Origin of the sequence: Sphingomonas sinipercae (genome assembly GCF_011302055.1) — a bacterium.
In the GTDB taxonomy this organism is placed as follows: Bacteria; Pseudomonadota; Alphaproteobacteria; order Sphingomonadales; family Sphingomonadaceae; genus Sphingomicrobium; species Sphingomicrobium sinipercae.
Map to the genome: position 1 here is coordinate 32,681 of NZ_CP049871.1, position 17,205 is coordinate 49,885.

Annotated in this window: 13 protein-coding genes; 2 read left to right on the top strand and 11 right to left on the bottom strand. The window is 66.0% G+C overall.

The genetic code is table 11. The features are described 5' to 3' along the window. The first annotated feature begins 21 nt into the window (after positions 1 to 21). Positions 22 to 2,610 (top strand): TonB-dependent receptor, encoded by a 2,589-nt coding sequence (locus G7078_RS00200; RefSeq protein ID WP_166091802.1) that lies wholly within the window; start codon positions 22 to 24, stop codon positions 2,608 to 2,610. Then, a complete protein-coding gene (locus G7078_RS00205) occupies positions 2,607 to 4,646 on the top strand; it encodes an Atxe2 family lasso peptide isopeptidase (RefSeq protein WP_166091804.1) in 2,040 nt (679 codons plus the stop codon). The genes G7078_RS00200 and G7078_RS00205 overlap by 4 nt, the downstream gene beginning before the upstream one ends. Positions 4,647 to 4,674: 28 nt before the next feature. Here the strand turns inward: G7078_RS00205 and phoB are convergent, their stop codons facing one another. From phoB to hppD, 11 genes are all read right to left on the bottom strand, one after another. Further along, positions 4,675 to 5,373, bottom strand: coding sequence for a phosphate regulon transcriptional regulator PhoB (gene phoB / locus G7078_RS00210; RefSeq protein WP_166091806.1), 699 nt, complete (start codon positions 5,371 to 5,373; stop codon positions 4,675 to 4,677). A 2-nt stretch (positions 5,374 to 5,375) separates the two neighbouring features. Next, a complete protein-coding gene (phoU, locus tag G7078_RS00215; protein WP_166091808.1) occupies positions 5,376 to 6,068 on the bottom strand; it encodes a phosphate signaling complex protein PhoU in 693 nt (230 codons plus the stop codon). 13 nt (positions 6,069 to 6,081) lie between these two features. Then, positions 6,082 to 6,828, bottom strand: coding sequence for a phosphate ABC transporter ATP-binding protein PstB (gene pstB / locus G7078_RS00220; RefSeq protein WP_246166574.1), 747 nt, complete (start codon positions 6,826 to 6,828; stop codon positions 6,082 to 6,084). A 194-nt stretch (positions 6,829 to 7,022) separates the two neighbouring features. Further along, entirely contained in the window at positions 7,023 to 8,294 is a 1,272-nt protein-coding gene (gene pstA / locus G7078_RS00225; protein ID WP_246166381.1) for a phosphate ABC transporter permease PstA, read from the bottom strand. After that, positions 8,287 to 9,666 carry a phosphate ABC transporter permease subunit PstC gene (gene pstC / locus G7078_RS00230; RefSeq protein WP_166091810.1) on the bottom strand — a complete coding sequence of 460 codons (1,380 nt, stop codon included), beginning with the start codon at positions 9,664 to 9,666 and terminating at the stop codon, positions 8,287 to 8,289. Before pstC ends, pstA begins: the two co-directional genes overlap by 8 nt. 22 nt (positions 9,667 to 9,688) lie before the next feature. Next, positions 9,689 to 10,780, bottom strand: coding sequence for a substrate-binding domain-containing protein (locus G7078_RS00235; protein WP_246166383.1), 1,092 nt, complete (start codon positions 10,778 to 10,780; stop codon positions 9,689 to 9,691). Between the two features lie 14 nt (positions 10,781 to 10,794). After that, positions 10,795 to 11,862: a sensor histidine kinase gene (locus G7078_RS00240; RefSeq protein WP_166091812.1), complete on the bottom strand. Its 1,068-nt coding sequence runs from the start codon at positions 11,860 to 11,862 to the stop codon at positions 10,795 to 10,797. A gap of 15 nt (positions 11,863 to 11,877) precedes the next feature. Then, entirely contained in the window at positions 11,878 to 14,286 is a 2,409-nt protein-coding gene (locus G7078_RS00245; protein ID WP_166095961.1) for a TonB-dependent receptor, read from the bottom strand. Positions 14,287 to 14,464: 178 nt separating this feature from the next. Beyond that, a complete protein-coding gene (gene paaD / locus G7078_RS00250; protein ID WP_166091814.1) occupies positions 14,465 to 14,902 on the bottom strand; it encodes a 1,2-phenylacetyl-CoA epoxidase subunit PaaD in 438 nt (145 codons plus the stop codon). Further along, complete coding sequence (gene pcaF, locus G7078_RS00255; protein WP_166091816.1) at positions 14,902 to 16,104, bottom strand: 3-oxoadipyl-CoA thiolase; 1,203 nt, start codon at positions 16,102 to 16,104, stop codon at positions 14,902 to 14,904. Before pcaF ends, paaD begins: the two co-directional genes overlap by 1 nt. Positions 16,105 to 16,109: 5 nt before the next feature. Continuing rightward, on the bottom strand, positions 16,110 to 17,195 hold the full coding sequence (hppD, locus tag G7078_RS00260) for a 4-hydroxyphenylpyruvate dioxygenase (protein ID WP_166091818.1): 1,086 nt from the start codon (positions 17,193 to 17,195) through the stop codon (positions 16,110 to 16,112). Positions 17,196 to 17,205 lie beyond the last annotated feature (10 nt).

Consider the following 17,205-nt stretch of genomic DNA (forward strand, 5'->3'; position numbering starts at 1 on the left):
CCCGTATCATTGGGGGACATCATGGCTCGGTATCACGCACCTTTCATCGTCGGTTCCTGCATCGCCGCGGCCATCGCCGCACCCGCCGCCGCGCAGGCGCAGGTCGTCACGTTCGCAATCCCCGCCGGTCCGCTTGGCGCCGCGCTCGATATTTGGGCGAAGCAGTCGGGGCGGCAGGTGATCTATCGCGCCGACGAAGTGGCCGGAATCAAGACGGCCGGGGTGCAGGGCAACGTCACCGCCGAGCAGGCGCTGGCAATGCTCCTCGACAATAGCGGACTTTCGACGCGGCAGGATCGGTCCGGCGCATTCGCCATCGTCAGGGTCGCGGCAGAAGCGGGAAACGGAATCGCCGACGGGACCGCTGAGGCGGCGACGATCGTCGTCACCGGCACCCGCCTGCGCAACCTGGAGGCGATTGCGTCGCCAATCACGACCTACACCCGCCGCGACATCGAGCGGGCCGGCCGCGCCGACCTCGCCGACTTCCTCCAGATCCTGCCCCAGAACTTCAGCGGCGGATCGTACGGACTGACGCCGGACGGAGTGAATGGCGGCGGGGCCGAAGCGCTGCTCAACGTCAGCGGCGCGGTAAGCCCCAACTTGCGCGGCCTTGGGCCCGGATCGACGCTGACGCTCATCAACGGGCATCGCGTCGCGCCAAGCTCGGGGAGCGCCTTCGTCGACATCGGCATCATCCCGCAAAGCGCGATCCAGCGGATCGACATCATCCCCGATGGCGCGTCGGCGGTGTACGGCTCCGACGCCGTCGGCGGGGTCGTCAACATCATCCTTCGCGACCGCCTCGAGGGGGCGGAAAGCCAGATCGCTTACGAGCAGAGCGGCGACGGAGAATATTGGAACGTCGAGGGGACTCAGTCCGCGGGCACCGACTGGACGTCGGGAGGGCTGCTGGTCAGCGCCCGGTACCGCAAGCGCAGCGATCTCGACACCAGCGACCGGTCGTTTTCGAAAAACGTACCGGGGATCGATCGTCCCGACCTGGTGCTTCGACCCGACCTGTACCCACCCGCCACCGAGAAATCCCTGTTCGCAGTCGTCCGGCAGGACCTCTCGTCGACGGTCAGGGCCGAGGTCGATGGCTGGCTGAGCCGGCGCGACCAGGATCAGGTCGTCGGCGGCTTCTACGTCTCCCAATTCGGCGCGCGCTCCGACCAGTACAGCCTCAACGGCTCGGTCGACATCGAGCTTCCGCGGGGCCTGCGCGGCAACGTCGCCGGCGGCTACGCAAGGTCGGGCGAGAAGGTATCGCAGGGCAACCTCAGCCAGGCCAACGGCCTCGAATACCTTATCAAGGGCGATCAGAAGTCGGACCTGTGGTACGCCAGCGGCAACGTCGGCGGCAGGCTGTTCCAATTGGGCGGCGGCGCCGCTGAATTCTCGCTTGGGGCTGAGCATCGCAGCGAGGAATTCAAATTCGCGTTTACCGGCGATGCCAACGTCTCGCGCGACATCTCGCGCAACGTCGATTCCGCTTATGGCGAGTTGCTGCTGCCGCTGTTGAAGGCGCCGGCATCGCCCTTCCTGAAGAGCATGTCGGTGTCGCTTGCTGGCCGCTACGATCATTATTCGGATGTCGGCGGCGCCTGGACCGGGCGCGCGGGATTCCTTGCCAATGTCGCCGGCGCGCGCCTTCGCAGCACCTACAGCACGGCCTTCCGGGCACCGACGCTCAACGACCTGTCGAAGGCGGGGCAATTGTTCATCCTCGGCGACCCGTTCAGTTATTATTCGCCGGACCGGCCGGGCGACTTCGCGCGGGTCATCAACCCCCTTGGCTACGGCGACCTGAAGCCGGAACGGGCGCGGATTTTCACCGCTGGCGCCGATATCACGCCGAGCGCGATTCCCGGCTTCGGCGCATCCGCCACCTATTTCCAATACAAATATCGCAACCGGCTCGCGACGCCGCCCTTCTCCTCCGACATCCTGCTTCAGCCCGACGTCTACGGCGGGGTATTTTCGCCGATCACCGACGTGTCGCAGGTCGAGGACCTGATCGCGTTCGCCGAAGCCAACGGCGGAAGCGTGCTCTTCTTCGATCCCAGCATCCCGCTGTCGGATTACGAATATATCATCGACCTGACGTTCCGGAACATTGCCGCTCAGCGGGTCACCGGGCTCGATATCGACGCGCATTACGACCACGACGCCGGCGGCATCGCGTGGAGCGCGCGAGGAGCGGCGACGTTCGTCTTCCGCGACGACCGCAAGATCACCGAGTCGAGCCAGCCCAACGACGTGGTTGGCCGGTTCGGCGAACAACCCAAGTTCAAGTTCCGCGGCGAACTGACGGGTTCGAAAGGGCGTGTGACGGCGGTGGCGGCGCTCAACCACGTGTCGGGGTTCAAGAACACCAACGTGCTCGGCGACCCGCGCATCGGGACCTTCACGACGGCGGACCTGATGCTCCAGTTCCGCCTTCGCCAGGATGGCGAGCGCGGCACCGGTATCATGGTCGGGGTCCGCAACCTGTTCGACAAGGCGCCCCCTTACGTCGACCGCGGGGATGACGCGCCTTCGTACGATCCGGCGAATGCCAACCCGCTCGGGCGAGTGTTCCTGGCCCGCGTTTCGCACCGGTGGTGAAGCCGCGCCGCGCGCGCTTGCGCCTTGCCCTGCTGGCAGTGGCTGCAGCCGCGTCCGCCAGCGGCGCCAATGCCACAATCACGGCACGGCAGCTGGTGGAGATGGCGAGCATCTCCGGGCCTGCAATCTCGCCGGATGGGCAGTGGGTCGCATTCCGGATCGACCGGCCGGACGTCGGCACCAACACGGTCCAGCTGGATTGGTACGTCGCGCCGATGCGCAGCTCCGGGCAGCCGCGACGCGTCGCGTCCGGCGGCCGCGCGATCTGGAGCGGCGCCGGAGTCCTGGTGAGCGAGAAGCCGCAATGGTCGCCAAATTCCGCGAGCTTCTATTTCCGCCGGCTCGATCCTGGCGGCGGGGTGCAGGTGTGGCGCGCGGACCTTGCCCAAGGCCGCGCCGTAAAGATCACCAATGACCCCGCCGACGTGACACGGTTCGCCCTGGGCGGCACGGGCCAATCGCTGGTCTATGAAGTCGATGGGGCCGACCGCGCCGAAATCATCGCCGCCGAAGAACGTGAATATGCGTCGGGCATCCACATCGATAAGGCGATCGATGTCGCGCAGGGCCTCTACCGGGCGGCCGAGATCAACGGGCGGCTGGCCAGCGAGCGGCTTCACGGCGCCTGGTTCGGGCGAACCAACGTGCTTGGCGACCGCCCGCCGCGGGTCCGGCGCATCGCCCTGAACAGCGCCAAGGCGGTCGGGCAGGCGGTGCCCGGCCCGTTCGAGGCAGCGCAGGCGCCAGCCGACCCGCAGGATCATGACCTTGCGACCAGCGAGAGCGGGGCCATCGCCTTTCTCCGGGGCTGGGGCGCCGCGTCCGAGCTGCGTTGGGCCGCCAGCCGGGCAGCCGCCGAAAAGTCCGTGGCCTGTGCCGACCCCGCGTGCGCCAAAGCGACCGCCCTGTCATGGCGTCCCGGCACACCCGAAGTGATCTTCTCATCGGTCGGCGGGGATCGGGTCCAGGGGCTGTTCGCCTGGGACACCGAGCGCAACCGGGTGCGGCCGATCTTCAAGGCCGCGACTTTGACGAACGAGGATCGCGAAGGCTGCGCGATTGGCCGCGATTCAGCGGCGTGCGTGATCTCCTCCGGCAGCGAAGCGCCGCGCCTGGAAAAGGTCGACCTGTCGACCGGCTCATCGACGCGGCTTTTCGACCCCAACCGCGCCTTGACCAGTTCGCTTACCGTCCGCGCGCGGTGGGTCAGTTGGAAGCTGGCGGATGGGCGCACGGCCTGGGGACAATATCTGGCGCCGGCCGCGTCAAAGCCGCTGCCGCTTTTGATCAATTACTACGATTGCACGGGCTTCCTCAAAGGCGGCACCGGCGATCAGTGGCCCTTCCACCTGTTCGCACAGGACGGGATTGCGGTCCTGTGCATCCAGCCGCTGCCCGGCGGCGGCAACAACGTCGAGGAATATAAGACCGGTCTCGCCGCCACCCGCGCCGCCATCCGGCACCTTGCCGGCACGGGGCTAATCGACCCCGCTCGCGTCGGCATGAGCGGCCTTAGCTTCGGCAGCGAGGTCGCCGTCTGGACAGCGATGAAGTCCGACCTGCTCGCCGCCGTAAGCATTGCGTCGCCGACGCTGGATCCGGCGACATACTTCTATTTCAACGCCCTTCCCGGACGCGACTTTCCGCAGATGATCGAAAGTTCGTGGGGCTTGAAGGATCCGGAAAAAGCGCCCGAAGGCTGGAAAGAGATCAGCGCGGCGATGAACGTCGAGAAGATGGATGCCCCGTTGCTGATCCAGACTCCGGAGCAGGAATATCGGTACAACATGCGGCTCTACACCCGGATGCTGAACGGCGGTCGAGCGGCGGACATGTATGTCTTCCCGCACGAACGTCACATCGTGGCGCAGCCGCAGCACCGGCTCGCGATTTACGACCGCAACGTGGACTGGTTCCGCTTCTGGCTGCAAGGGTTCGAAGACCCCTCGCCGACCAAGGCCGAGCAATATCGTCGCTGGCGCAGCTTGCGGCAGTCCCACTGCCGAACAGTGCAGCGGAAATTGAGCTTCTGCTGATCAGCTACCGACGCACGGGGCGGCTGCGTCAACCTTCCCGGCTGTCCAGCGAATAGCCTTCGGAACGGACGGTTCGCACGAGGTTCGGACCGTCGCCAAGCGCCTGGCGGAGGCGGCGGATGTGAACGTCGACGGTGCGCAGTTCGACATCCTCGTTATGCGGCCACACCGCATCGAGCAGTTGCTGGCGCGAGAAGACTTTCTCCGGATTCTCGAGGAAGTTGCGCAGCAGCCGGTAATCGGTCGGGCCGAGCGTGACGGCGGCCCCGCCGCGGCGGACCCGGTGGGCGGCGACGTCCATTTCGATGTCGGCGTAAGCGAGGGTTTCGGCGATCAGGTTGGGGCGCGCGCGGCGCAACAATGCGTTCGCCCGGGCCAGCAGTTCCTTGGGGCTGAACGGCTTCGACATGTAATCGTCGGCGCCCGTATCGAGGCCGCGGATCCGGTCGTCCTCTTCGCCGCGCGCGGTCAGCATGATGATCGGCAGCTTGGCATTGGCCGGAAGGCGGCGCAGGCGCCGGCACACTTCGATTCCGCTGGTGCCTTCGATCATCCAGTCGAGCACCACCAGGTCGGGGTTCACTTCCTGGATCAGGATCATCGCCTCATCGCCGCTGGGCGTGCTGGTGACGGTGAAACCGTCCTTCGTGAAATGATATTTGAGCAGCTCGATCAGCGCCCGGTCGTCCTCCACCACCAGCAGCCGTTTGGACCCGTTGCGGCCCATCGTCAGCTTCGCCCGGCAGTGCGCGGACGTTCGGCCATGTGCTCGCCGGTCGCCGCATAGAAGACCATTTCGGCAATGTTGGTCGCATGGTCGCCGACCCGTTCCAGATTCTTGGCGACGAACAGCAGGTGCGCCGCCTGGCCGATGTTGTGCGGGTTTTCCATCATGAAGGTCAGCAGGGTGCGAAAGATGGAATCGTAGAAATCGTCGACCGCCTGGTCGCGCTGGCACACCCGGACCGCCGCGTCGGCGTCGCGGTTGACGAAGGCGTTAAGCACGTCGTGGACCATCTGCGTGGCGATGCGCGCCATTTCCGGAAGCAGCGACAGCGGCTCGAGATGCCCGCCCTGATCGATCTGCGGCACCCGGCGGGCGATGTTCTTGGCATAGTCGCCGATGCGTTCGACGACGCCCGAAATCTTCAGCGCGGCGACGACGTCGCGAAGGTCGCCCGCCATTGGCGCGCGAAGCGCGATCAGCTGGACCACCCGGCGCTCGGTCTCGATTTCCAGCGCGTCGAGCTTCTGGTCATTTTCGACGATCCGCTCCGCGGCCTCGACGTCGCGCTGGATCAGGCAGCGCATGGCTTCGCCGATGGCGTGTTCGGCAAGCCCGCCCATCTGGCTGATCAACGCCCGCAGCCGGTCGAGATCCTGGTCGAATGCCTTGAGCGTATGTTCGCGGCTCTGCTGCATAATCCTGCTCCGATCAGCCGTAGCGGCCGGTGATGTAATCTTGGGTGCGCTGTTCCTTGGGGTTGGTGAAAATCTCGCTGGTCTTGCCGTATTCGACCAGCTCCCCAAGGTGGAAGAAGGCGGTGCGCTGCGACACGCGCGCCGCTTGCTGCATGTTGTGCGTCACGATGGCGATGGCGTAGCGGCCGCGAAGCTCGTGGATCAGCTCCTCGATGCGCGCGGTCGCGATCGGGTCGAGCGCCGAGCAAGGCTCGTCCATCAGGATGACTTCCGGATCGACGGCGATGGCGCGGGCGATGCACAGGCGCTGCTGCTGCCCGCCCGACAAAGCGGTGCCGCCTTCGGCCAAGCGATCCTTGACCTCTTCCCACAGGCCGGCGCGGCGGAGCGACTTTTCGACGATCGTTTCCAGCTCCGACCGGTTCTGCGCCAGGCCATGGATGCGCGGCCCGTAAGCGACGTTTTCGAAGATCGACTTGGGGAACGGATTGGGTTTCTGGAAGACCATCCCGACCCGGGCGCGGAGCTGGACGACGTCCATGTCCGCGGCATTGATGTCGTGCCCGTCAAGCTCGATCCGGCCGGTCACCCGCGCCGTCGGGATGGTGTCGTTCATCCGGTTGAGGCAGCGCAGGAAGGTCGACTTGCCACAGCCCGACGGGCCGATGAAAGCGGTGACCCGGTCGTCGCGGATATCGATCGAAATGTTCTTGAGCGCCTGTTTCTCGCCATAGAAGACGCTGATGTCGCGGGCGCTCATCTTGGGCGTGCCGACCGATCCGGCGGCGGGTTCCGGCTCGTATCCCCACTCCAGTTCCGGCGCGCTCACCCACGGCTCGGACCGATCGGCGCTATCGTGACGCATCGTCTCGCTCTCGTCCGCCTCGGCCGCTGCGGCGATCGCGATCGACGGCATCGGCACCGGCGTGATCGGGGTCTTTTCTTTCATCTCAATCACCACCGGTTTTCGAAGCGGTTACGAAGGTAAATGGCGAGGCCGTTCATGCTCAGCATGAACAGCAGCAGGACGATGATCGCTGCGCTCGTCTTCTCGACGAAGGCGCGGTCGACCTCGTCCGACCACAGGAAGATCTGCACCGGCAGGGCGGTCGCCGGATCGGTAAAGCCGCCGGGCGGATTGGCGATGAAGGCGCGCATCCCGATCATCAGCAACGGCGCGGTTTCGCCCAGCGCTCGGGCCATGCCGATGATGGTGCCGGTCAGGATCCCGGGCAGCGCCAGCGGCAGCACGTGATGGAACACCACCTGCATCTTCGACGCGCCGACGCCAAGCGCGGCATCGCGGATCGACGGCGGCACCGACTTGATGGCGTTGCGGCCGGCGATGACGATCACCGGCATCGTCATCAGCGCCAGCGTCAGCCCGCCGACCAGCGGCGCTGACCGCGGCAGGTTCATGACGTTTAGGAAGACGGCCAGTCCAAGCAGGCCGAAGATGATCGATGGGACGGCCGCCAAATTGTTGATCGAAACCTCGATGGCGTCGGTCCAGCGGTTGCGCCGGGCGAATTCCTCAAGATAGACCGCCGCAAGCACCCCGACCGGGAAGGCCAGGGCCATCGTCACCAGGATGGTCAGGAAGCTGCCTTTGAGCGCCCCCCAGACTCCGACTGCGGTCGGATCGGTCGCGTCGGCTTCGCCCAGGAAGCCCCAGTTCGGCGCGCGGCGGACCGCGTCTTGGCTAGCCAGACGCTGCACCATCTGTTCCGCTTCCGCCGTGCCTTCGCCCTTGTACGCCGTGTCGATCCGGCTGGCGACGGGCAGCCACAACTTGGCCTTACGGGTCAGGAGCTCCGGGTCAGCGATCAGCTGCTTGCCGAGCGACCGGAGCGCGCCATCGCCGAACAGCTCCGCGCCCGCGGGACCGAACTGCGCCGTCGCGGACTGGGAGAGCACCGCGGTCAGGCCGACGCCGGCAAGCGCTTCGGCCGCTTGCGGGCCGCGCAGCGCGGAAGGGTCGATCATCACGTCGGAGCGGGGGAAGTCGATGGCCACCGCGGCCTCGGTCTGCGTGAAGCCGCCAAGCCCGCGCCACGCCATGGTGACCAGCAGGAAGGCCAGGAACAGCACCGATGCGCCGACCGCCGCAAGGCCGAGCAAACGGAAGCGGCGCTCCGCAGCGTAGCGGCGGCGCACGCGGGCCTCCATCGACCCATCGGTCCAGCGCGATGGGGGCACCGAAGCCTTCTCGGCGGCGCTATTCATAAGCTTCGCGATACCTGCGCACGACGGTCAGGGCGATGAGGTTGAGCACCAGCGTGATCAGGAACAGCACCAGCCCGAGCGCGAAGGCGGCCAAGGTCTTGGCGCTGTCGAATTCCTGGTCGCCGGTCAGCAATTGCACGATCTGCGTGGTGACGGTGGTCACGCTTGCGAACGGATTAGCGGTCAAATTGGCGGCAAGGCCCGCGGCCATGACGACGATCATCGTCTCGCCGATCGCTCTGCTGACCGCCAGCAGGATTCCGCCGACCACGCCCGGCAAAGCGGCGGGAAGAATCACTTTGCGAATGGTTTCGGACCGGGTCGCGCCCATCGCCAGCGACCCGTCGCGCATCGCCTGCGGGACGGCGGCGATGCTGTCGTCGGCCATCGAACTAACGAACGGGATGATCATGATGCCCATCACCAGCCCCGCCGCGAGCGCGCTTTCGCTGCTGGCCGAGGAGATGCCAACGGCAAGGCCAAGGTCGCGGACCAGCGGCGCCACCGTCAGGGCAGCGAAGTAACCGTAAACGACGGTCGGCACCCCCGCGAGAATCTCCAGCAGCGGCTTCATCCACTTGCGCACGCGCGGGTGCGCATATTGCGTGAGATAGATGGCGCTCATCAGGCCCAGCGGAATGGCGACGATCATGGCGATAATCGCGCCGATGAAGATCGTGCCCCAGAACAAGGGGATCGACCCGAACGCGCCCGACGATCCCGCCTGGTCGGCGCGGATCGCGGTCTGCGGGCTCCAGTGCGTGCCGAACAGGAATTCGCCGACCGGCACCTTGCTGAAGAAGCGCAGGCTTTCGAACATCAGCGACAGCAGGATTCCAAGCGTGGTGAAGATGGCGATCAGCGACGCGCCGACCAGGAGCCACATCATCCACCGCTCGACCCCCGTCCGCGCTCGAAATGCCACCGCGGTCTTGCGGACGGCGAGCGCTCCGCCGCCGATGGCGATTGCAATCGCAAGCAATCCGCCGAGCAGCGCGAAGCGCGCGTTGGCCGCCGCAAAGCGCGGCGCCAGGGTCGTGGAGAGCGGATTGAACCCGGCTTCGCGCTGGCCGGCGGCGATCTCGCGCGCTTCCTGGATCACCGCATTGCGTTCCATCGCCTCGGCGGGAAGCTCGCGCGCTTCCGGTGCGGCGAGGACCGACCGGCTGACGAGCTGCGGCTGCACCGAAGCCCAGATGGCGAGTGCGACCAGCGCCGGAATCGCCGCCCATAAAGCGGCATGGATCGCGTGATAGACCGGCAGCGAGTGAAGCCGGCCGCCGGTTCGCAGGACCTTGGCGCGCCGGAACGCGACCGCCCCGGCAATCGCCGCGACCAGCAGGACGGCGACAAGCGCTAGCCCGAGAGACATGGCGCCGCCCGCCGTCCGCCGCTTACTTCAGGCCCGCGGGATCGAGCGGATTGAGGTCGGTCGCCTGCTGCGTCGAACTTGCGGCATCGGCCGGTGCGAGCGGGACCAGGCCGCGCCGTTCAAGCGCTCCGCCCTTGCCCCAGGCCCGCGCGTAGGCGGTGACGAAATCGCGGATCGCCGGCTTGGCGCGAAGGTGTTCGCCCTTGATGTAGATGAACAGCTTGCGCGCGCCGGGATAGCTGAGGTCGCTGATCGTCGCTTCGGTGGGAACGATCCCGGCCAGCGCAACCGGACGGACGCGGTCGAGGTTTTCCTCGAGATAGCTGTAGCCGAGCACGCCCAGCGAACCCGGGTCCGCCGAGACCTTCTGCACCAGCAGGTTGTCGTTCTCGCCCGCTTCGACGAAGGCGCCATCCTCGCGCACCTTGGTGCAAATGTCCTTGTGCTTGGCGTCGTTGCTCTTCTTGAGTGCCTTCATCTCCGGGTTAGAATCGCAGCCCTTTTCAAGGATCAGTTCGGCCAGGCTGTCGCGCGTGCCGGACGTCGGCGGCGGACCGAGCACGCGGATCTTCACCGCAGGCAGCGAGGGGTTCACATCCTTCCACGTCTGCGCCTTGTTCGGCCCCTTGCCGAACGGGTTGGCGGCGATTGCCTTGTACACGTCTTCGACCGTCAGGTTCATCGGCTGCGCGCTCTTGGCTTCGATCAGCGTCAGTCCGTCGATGCCGACCGGAAGCTCGATCACCTGCTTCACGCCATTGGCGGCGCAGGCTTCATATTCCGATTTCTTGAACGGGCGCGAAGCGTTGACGACGTCGGGATAGTTGGCGCCGACGCCGGCACAGAACAATTTGATGCCGGCCCCGGTGCCGGTCGATTCGACGATGGCGTTGATTCCCGGATGCGCGCGCTGGAATTCCTCGGCCACCGCGGTGGTGAACGGGTAAACCGTGGAAGAACCGACGATCTTGATCGCGCTCGATCCGGAACCGCCGCTCGATCCGCCGCCGCCGCACGCCGCCAGCAAAGCCGCCACCGGCAGCAAAATGATCGCCTTGTTCATCGCCATCTCCATCGCGCTGTCGACCGCCCCTCTATTGCAGCGGTGTTTCACTTTTGTGACAGGCGTCAGCCCCGGGGCGCGATCGGCAGTCGAACGGTGACGCTGGTCCCTTCGCCCACCTGGCTGTCGATCGAAAGCGTGCCGCGGTGGCGCTCGACGATATGCTTGACGATTGCCAGCCCAAGCCCGGTGCCGCCCGAGTCGCGGCTGCGCGCCGCGTCCACCCGGTAGAAGCGCTCGGTCAAGCGCGGCAGGTGTTCGCGGGCAATGCCCGGCCCCTGGTCGGCGACGGTGACGACAATGTCGGAACGGTCCCGGCCGACCGTAACCACAACGGTGCCGGCCGACGCGCCGCAGCCGTAGCGCAGGGCATTGTTCAACAGGTTTTCGAACAGCTGGAGAAGTTGCGCTTCATCGCCGTGGATAGGCGGCAAGTCGTCGGCGGCTTCCAACCGGAATTCGCAATTCCGGCTTTGCGCGAGATGACCGCAATTGGCGATCGAGGCTGTCACCAGTTGCTTGACCGACACCTGTTGGGCGGGTGCGATGAAGCGATCCGCCTCGATCCGGGACAGGCTCATCAGGTCTTCGATTATGCGCAGCATCCGCTTCGCTTCTGTCCCGACGATGCCGCCGAACTTTGCGGACAGCTCGGGGTCGGCGTCGCCGTCTTCAATGGTCTCGGCATAGCCGACGATGACCGACAGCGGAGTCCGCAACTCGTGGCTTGCGTTGGCGACGAAATCGACCCGCATCCTTTCCGCCGCCTGCGCCGCCGACCGGTCGATTAGCCGGACGAACAACAGCCCCTCGTCGATTCGGCGCAGTTGCACCGTCCATGGCCGGCCGACCGCCCCAATGCCGGTAACGTCCAGGTCGCCGGCCCGTCCGGGCAGGATGAATTCAAGCGCTTCCGGGTGGCGGATGGCGATTCGAACGTCGCTGCCCTCGATGCCCGCGCCGAGCAGCGCCCTGGCCGCGGGGTTGGCGATCTGGACGTTGCGATCAAGGATCAGCAACGCCGGATCTTCCAGCGCGTCCAAGAAACTTCGGAACGAAGGCTCCACCACCGGCATCGGCAGCGACTTAGCCGATCCCGCAATCAAGGCGCCAGTGATGGAGCGCAGTTCCATGCGTGCCCGGCCGCTTTAGATCTTCACCAGCGCTTCGACACCGAAGGTGCGCGGCGCGTTGAAGTTGCCGTAGTCGCCGACGATGTTCGACCTGCTGCCGGTGAACGGATTGGGCATGCTGTTGGTGGGATCGCGCCGATAGACGTGCGTTTCGTTGAGCAGGTTGCGCGACCACAAGGCGAAGGTGACCTGCTGGCCGGTCCCGACTTCCATGTCGGCCAACGCTAGGCGGCCGTTGACGATGAAGCTGCTGTCGTTCTTGGTCGCGAACTCGGCAAAGCTCTGCGTCGCCTGGTTGTAATTGCCGTCGAGGTGAAGGCGCAGTTTGCCGCCCGCGATGTTGGTCGGAAGCTCATAATCGATCGCGCCGTTGACGACGTTGCGCGGCGTGAACGGGATGAACACCGGCACCAGCGGATTGCCCGGACGGAACGGGTCCGGCGCATCCGGCACCTTTGTGTAGGTGTAAGCGTAAGACGCCGATAGCTGCAGCTGGTCGGTCACCTGGGCGGTGGCATCGACCTCGATTCCGCGAATCTTACTCGTGCCCGGCGCGTTGACGGTTTCCAGCGTGTTGCGCGTGGCGCCGCCCGGAAGCTGGTTGAGCACCGAGAAGTCGACCTGCGTGCCCTTCCGGCTCATCACATAGCCGGCGACGTTGAGGCGCAGGCGGCGGTCGAACAATTGGGTCTTTGCGCCAAGCTCATAGCTTTGCACGTCTTCCGGCCCGAATTCGGTGTGGGTCAGCGAGCGCGAGCTGGCGCCGCCGGACCGGTAACCAGTCGCATATTTGGCGTAGAAGTGGGCGTCCGGGGTCGCGTCGTAAGCGACGATCGCCAGCGGATTGAAGCGCGTCGTCTTCTGGTCGAAGCTGAAATCGGTCGCCTCGTTGTTGACGATGTACAACGTCCCCTGCTTGTCGTCCCGGGTCAGGCGGCCGCCGAGCGTCACGTGGAACCGTTCGGCCGACGGCGGGGTCCAGGTAAGTTGGCCGTACGCCGCCTTGCTTTCCGAACGGGCGCGGCTGCCGCGATCGATCCGCCGGCATTCGCGCTGCCAGCCGGCCGGTGCGGCGACGCTGCCGCTGCCGATGCACGGGTCGTTGATAGTGTAGCCGGTGCCGTCGGCGTTCCAGCGGTTGGTGCTTGGCGTGGCCGCTTCCTCGAACGCCTTTTCGCGGAAGTAATAGAGGCCGAACACGTAATCGACCTGGTCGGCAAGCTGGCCGACCGCCTGCAGTTCCTGGCTCCACTGGCTTTGTTCGAGATAGGATAGCGAATAACGGCTGAAATTGCCGTTGGCCGCGAATACCGGCGGGCGGTGGGCGCCGCCGCTATTGTCCCACTGGTCGACGCTGACCTGGCGGCAACCGGTGATCGAGCGCAGTTGCAGGTCCGGCGTGGCGTCCCAGCGCAGGTTGAGCGCGCCGCCCTTCGTCTTGTCGACGCTGACTTGCTGGACGACCCCGATGTCGGCGACGTCCATGCGTTCGTCGCCCTCGACCACGACCAGCGGCGGGAGTGGACGGATGCTTCCGGACGGCAGCGAGCCGGTCAGCGGCCCGACCGGATAACCGTTGGGGTTGTGGTTGAGCAGCTGCGAGTAAAAGGGCGTGTTCTCATCGCGCCCGGCATCGGCGCTGAGGTCGGCGACGAAAGTGTCGGATGGCTTGAAACGAATCTTCCCCTGGACACCCTTGCGGTTGAAGTAATTCCACCCGACCTGTCCGGCGAGCGGGTTCCTGGTCGTCGCGTCCTGGTGATCCATCGCCGCGTCGATCTTGAAGCTGAACGGGCCGGCGGCCGGCAGGTCGAGGTGCGCGTTGGCGCTATAGCTGCCGTAGTTGCCGGCGCCGGCGGTGGCGCGCAGGCCGAACTTGCCGGTCGGCGCCCGGGTGACGATGCTCAGCGCGCCGCCTTCGGTATTACGGCCGAACAAGGTGCCCTGCGGCCCCTTCAGCACCTCGATCCGCTCGACATCGAGCAGTGCGGCGCCCAGCCCCTGCTGCCGGCCGAGATAGACGCCGTCGACATAGACTCCGACGCCCTGTTCGCGGGCGGGCTGGTTGGCGTCGAGCGGCACGATCCCGCGAATGCCGATGGTCAGCGCCGACTGGCGCGCTTCGAAGGTGGCGACCCGAAGGCCCGGAACCGACCCGTCGGCGAGGTCGGCGAGGCTCTGCACGTGCCGGTCGTCGAGGGCCTGGGTCGTGACCACGCTGATTGCGATCGGCGTGCGCTGCAGGTTGGTCTCGCGCTTGGTCGCGGTGACGACGATTTCCTCGAGCGCGGCCGGCGACGTCTCGTTGGCGTCGACCTCGGTCGCGGACTCGGTGGTTTCGGTGGCGCCGCCGGCGACGGCTTCGTCGGTCAGCGTCGGGCCGGCAGCGGCCGCGATCCCGGGCATCGGCTGCGCTTGCGCCATTGCGGGCGAGGCCGCCGAGCTCATCAACAAGGCGACAAAGGCGCCGCGGGCGGCGCGAATCTGGATGGTCATGTGAGTCCCCTTTGGGCGGCAAAGATCGCCGTCCCCGGACTCGCTCTAGGATTGCCGTGCTACGTGCTTGTGACGCGCAGGTTGCGACTTTGTGACGCTAGCCGGATCAATGACATTTGAAGCGGTCGAACGGCTCCAGGCAGTCCTTGCAGCGCCATTGCGCCTTGCACGGGGTCGAGCCGAACCGGCTGACTTCCTGCGTATCGAACGATCCGCAGCGCGGGCATTGCGCCGTCGCATCCAGGCTCGGCGGGGCGATGCCGTAGCGCTTCAGCTTGTCGTGCCCTTCCCTGGTGATCCAGTCGCTGGTCCACGGCGGCGCGATCACCGTGTCGATGCCGATGTGGCGGAAGCCGGCCGAATCGAGCTCGGCTCGGATCGCTTGCTCGATGGCCTGGGTGGCCGGGCAGCCCGAATAGGTCGGCGTGATGACCACCCGCCCATCGCGGACATCGCGAACGATGCCGAGGTCGACCACCGAGAGCACGGGGATTTCCGGATCCGGCACCCGTTCCAGCACGCACCAGATCGCCTGGCTGTCCATCAGACCCGTTCGATGGCCAGTGCGATCCCCTGGCCGACACCGATGCACATGGTGGCGAGCGCATAGCGGCCGCCGGTCTTCTGCAATTCCAGCGCCGCGGTGCCGGCGAGGCGCGCGCCCGACATGCCCAGCGGATGCCCGAGCGCGATTGCGCCACCGTTTGGGTTCACCCGCGCGTCGTCGTCGGGGATACCGAGCTGGCGAAGCACGGCCAGGCCCTGTGCCGCGAACGCCTCGTTGAGTTCGATGACGTTCATCTGGTCCAGTGCCAGGCCGAGCCGCTCGAGCAACTTCTGCGAGGCGGGTGCCGGGCCGATCCCCATGATCCGCGGCGGCACCCCGGCGACGGCGCCGCCGAGGATTCGGGCGATCGGCGTCAGGCCGTTGCGCTTCGCTGAATCCTCTGACGCGACGATTAGCGCCGCCGCGCCATCGTTCACGCCCGAGGCATTGCCCGCAGTGACCGTGCCGTCCTTGCGCACGATGGGCCTGAGCGCCGCAAGCTTGTCGAGGCTGGTCAGGCGCGGATGCTCGTCCTGCTCGACACGGAGCGGATCCCCCTTGCGTTGGGGAATTTCGACCGCGACGATTTCCTCGGCCAGGCGCCCATTTGACTGCGCGGCGGCGGTCTTCTGCTGGCTGCGCATCGCGAAGGCATCCTGGTCTTCGCGGCTGACCTTGAACTCGTCAGCGACATTTTCCGCCGTGCTGGGCATCGTGTCGTCGCCGTAGGCTTCGCGCATCTTGGGATTGACGAAGCGCCAGCCGATGGTGGTGTCGTAGATTTCGGCGTTGCGGTCGAACGCGCTTTGCGCCTTGGGCAGGACGAACGGCGCCCGGCTCATGCTTTCGCTGCCGCCGGCGACGATCAGGTCGGCATCGCCGCCGCGGATCGCCCGCGCCGCCATCGCCACGGCATCGAGGCCCGATCCGCACAAGCGGTTGAGCGTGACTCCGCCGCTGCTGTCGGGAAGTCCGGCGAGCAGCCCGGCCATGCGCGCGAGGTTGCGATTATCCTCGCCCGCCTGGTTGGCGCAGCCGAGGATCACGTCGTCGAGATCGGCCCAGTCGACGCCGGTATTGCGGTCGATCAGCGCCTTGATCGGGATCGCTGCAAGGTCGTCGGCGCGGACGCTCGACAGGGTGCCGCCGTAGCGGCCGATCGGCGTTCGGACGTAATCGCAGATATAGGCTTCGGTCATTCCGGTCAGATCACGCCCCTGCGCATCTGGTCGAGCTCGATGCTTTCGAACAGGGCCTTGAAGTTACCCTCGCCAAAGCCCTCGTTGCCCTTGCGCTGAATGATCTCGAAGAAGATCGGGCCGATGACGTTCTGGGTGAATATCTGCAGCAGCAGGCCCTGCCCCTCGGTCGGCGCGCCGTCCATCAGGATCCGGCGCTTCTCCAGCTCAGGGATGTTCTCGCCGTGGCCCTGGATGCGCTGCGGAAGCATTTCGTAATAAGTGTCGGGCGTGTCCTGGAACGGGATGCCGCGGGCGCCGATGATGTCGACGCTTTGGCAAATGTCGCTGCTGCCGAGCGCGATGTGCTGGATCCCCTCGCCCTTATATTCGCGCAGGAACTCCTCGATCTGGCTTTTGTCGTCCTGGCTTTCGTTGAGCGGGATACGGATCTTGCCGCAAGGGCTGGTCATCGCCTTCGAGAAGAGGCCGGTGACCTTCCCTTCGATGTCGAAGTAGCGAATCTCGCGGAAGTTGAAGAGCTTTTCGTAGAACTCAGCCCACGTCGCCATGTTGCCGCGGTTCACGTTGTGGGTGAGGTGGTCGATGTAGGTGAGCTTGGAATCGGCATCGGTCATCCGCTGTTGCCAGTCGGGATGGAAATCGAAATCGACGTCGTAGATCGAGCTGTCGCCGTAGCGGTCGACGAAGAACAGGCGCGAGCCGCCGATGCCCTCGATCGCCGGAATGTCGAGCTCCCCGTCGCCGCGGGCGACCTTCACGTCCGTCGCGCCAAGTTCGAGCGCGCGCTTGTGGGCCGCGGCGGCGTCCTTGAAGCGGAAGGCCATCGCGCAGGCGCTGGGGCCGTGGGCCCTGGCATAGTCGTCGGCGTAGCTGCCCGGTTCGGCGTTGATGATGAAGTTGCAGTCGCCCTGCTTGTGCAGTGTGACGTTCTTGCTCTTGTGCCGCGCGACTTCGGGGAAGCCCATCTTGGTGAACAGGCTGCGGAGCAGCTCGATATCGGGGGCGGTATATTCGACGAATTCGAACCCGTCGGTGCCCATCGGGTTTTCGAGGCCCAGCGGGCCTTTTTCAGCGACTGCGGTTGCCATGTGCGTAGCT

Excerpts from the sequence above, each read along its gene's own strand:
- G7078_RS00200 (WP_166091802.1), top strand. The coding sequence starts at position 22 with ATGGCTCGGTATCACGCACCTTTCATCGTCGGTTCCTGCATCGCCGCG.
- phoB (WP_166091806.1), bottom strand. The coding sequence starts at position 5,373 with ATGGGCCGCAACGGGTCCAAACGGCTGCTGGTGGTGGAGGACGACCGG.
- phoU (WP_166091808.1), bottom strand. The coding sequence starts at position 6,068 with ATGCAGCAGAGCCGCGAACATACGCTCAAGGCATTCGACCAGGATCTC.
- pstB (WP_246166574.1), bottom strand. The coding sequence starts at position 6,828 with ATGAGCGCCCGCGACATCAGCGTCTTCTATGGCGAGAAACAGGCGCTC.
- pstA (WP_246166381.1), bottom strand. The coding sequence starts at position 8,294 with ATGAATAGCGCCGCCGAGAAGGCTTCGGTGCCCCCATCGCGCTGGACC.
- pstC (WP_166091810.1), bottom strand. The coding sequence starts at position 9,666 with ATGTCTCTCGGGCTAGCGCTTGTCGCCGTCCTGCTGGTCGCGGCGATT.
- G7078_RS00240 (WP_166091812.1), bottom strand. The coding sequence starts at position 11,862 with ATGGAACTGCGCTCCATCACTGGCGCCTTGATTGCGGGATCGGCTAAG.
- G7078_RS00245 (WP_166095961.1), bottom strand. The coding sequence starts at position 14,286 with ATGGCGCAAGCGCAGCCGATGCCCGGGATCGCGGCCGCTGCCGGCCCG.
- paaD (WP_166091814.1), bottom strand. The coding sequence starts at position 14,902 with ATGGACAGCCAGGCGATCTGGTGCGTGCTGGAACGGGTGCCGGATCCG.
- pcaF (WP_166091816.1), bottom strand. The coding sequence starts at position 16,104 with ATGACCGAAGCCTATATCTGCGATTACGTCCGAACGCCGATCGGCCGC.
- hppD (WP_166091818.1), bottom strand. The coding sequence starts at position 17,195 with ATGGCAACCGCAGTCGCTGAAAAAGGCCCGCTGGGCCTCGAAAACCCG.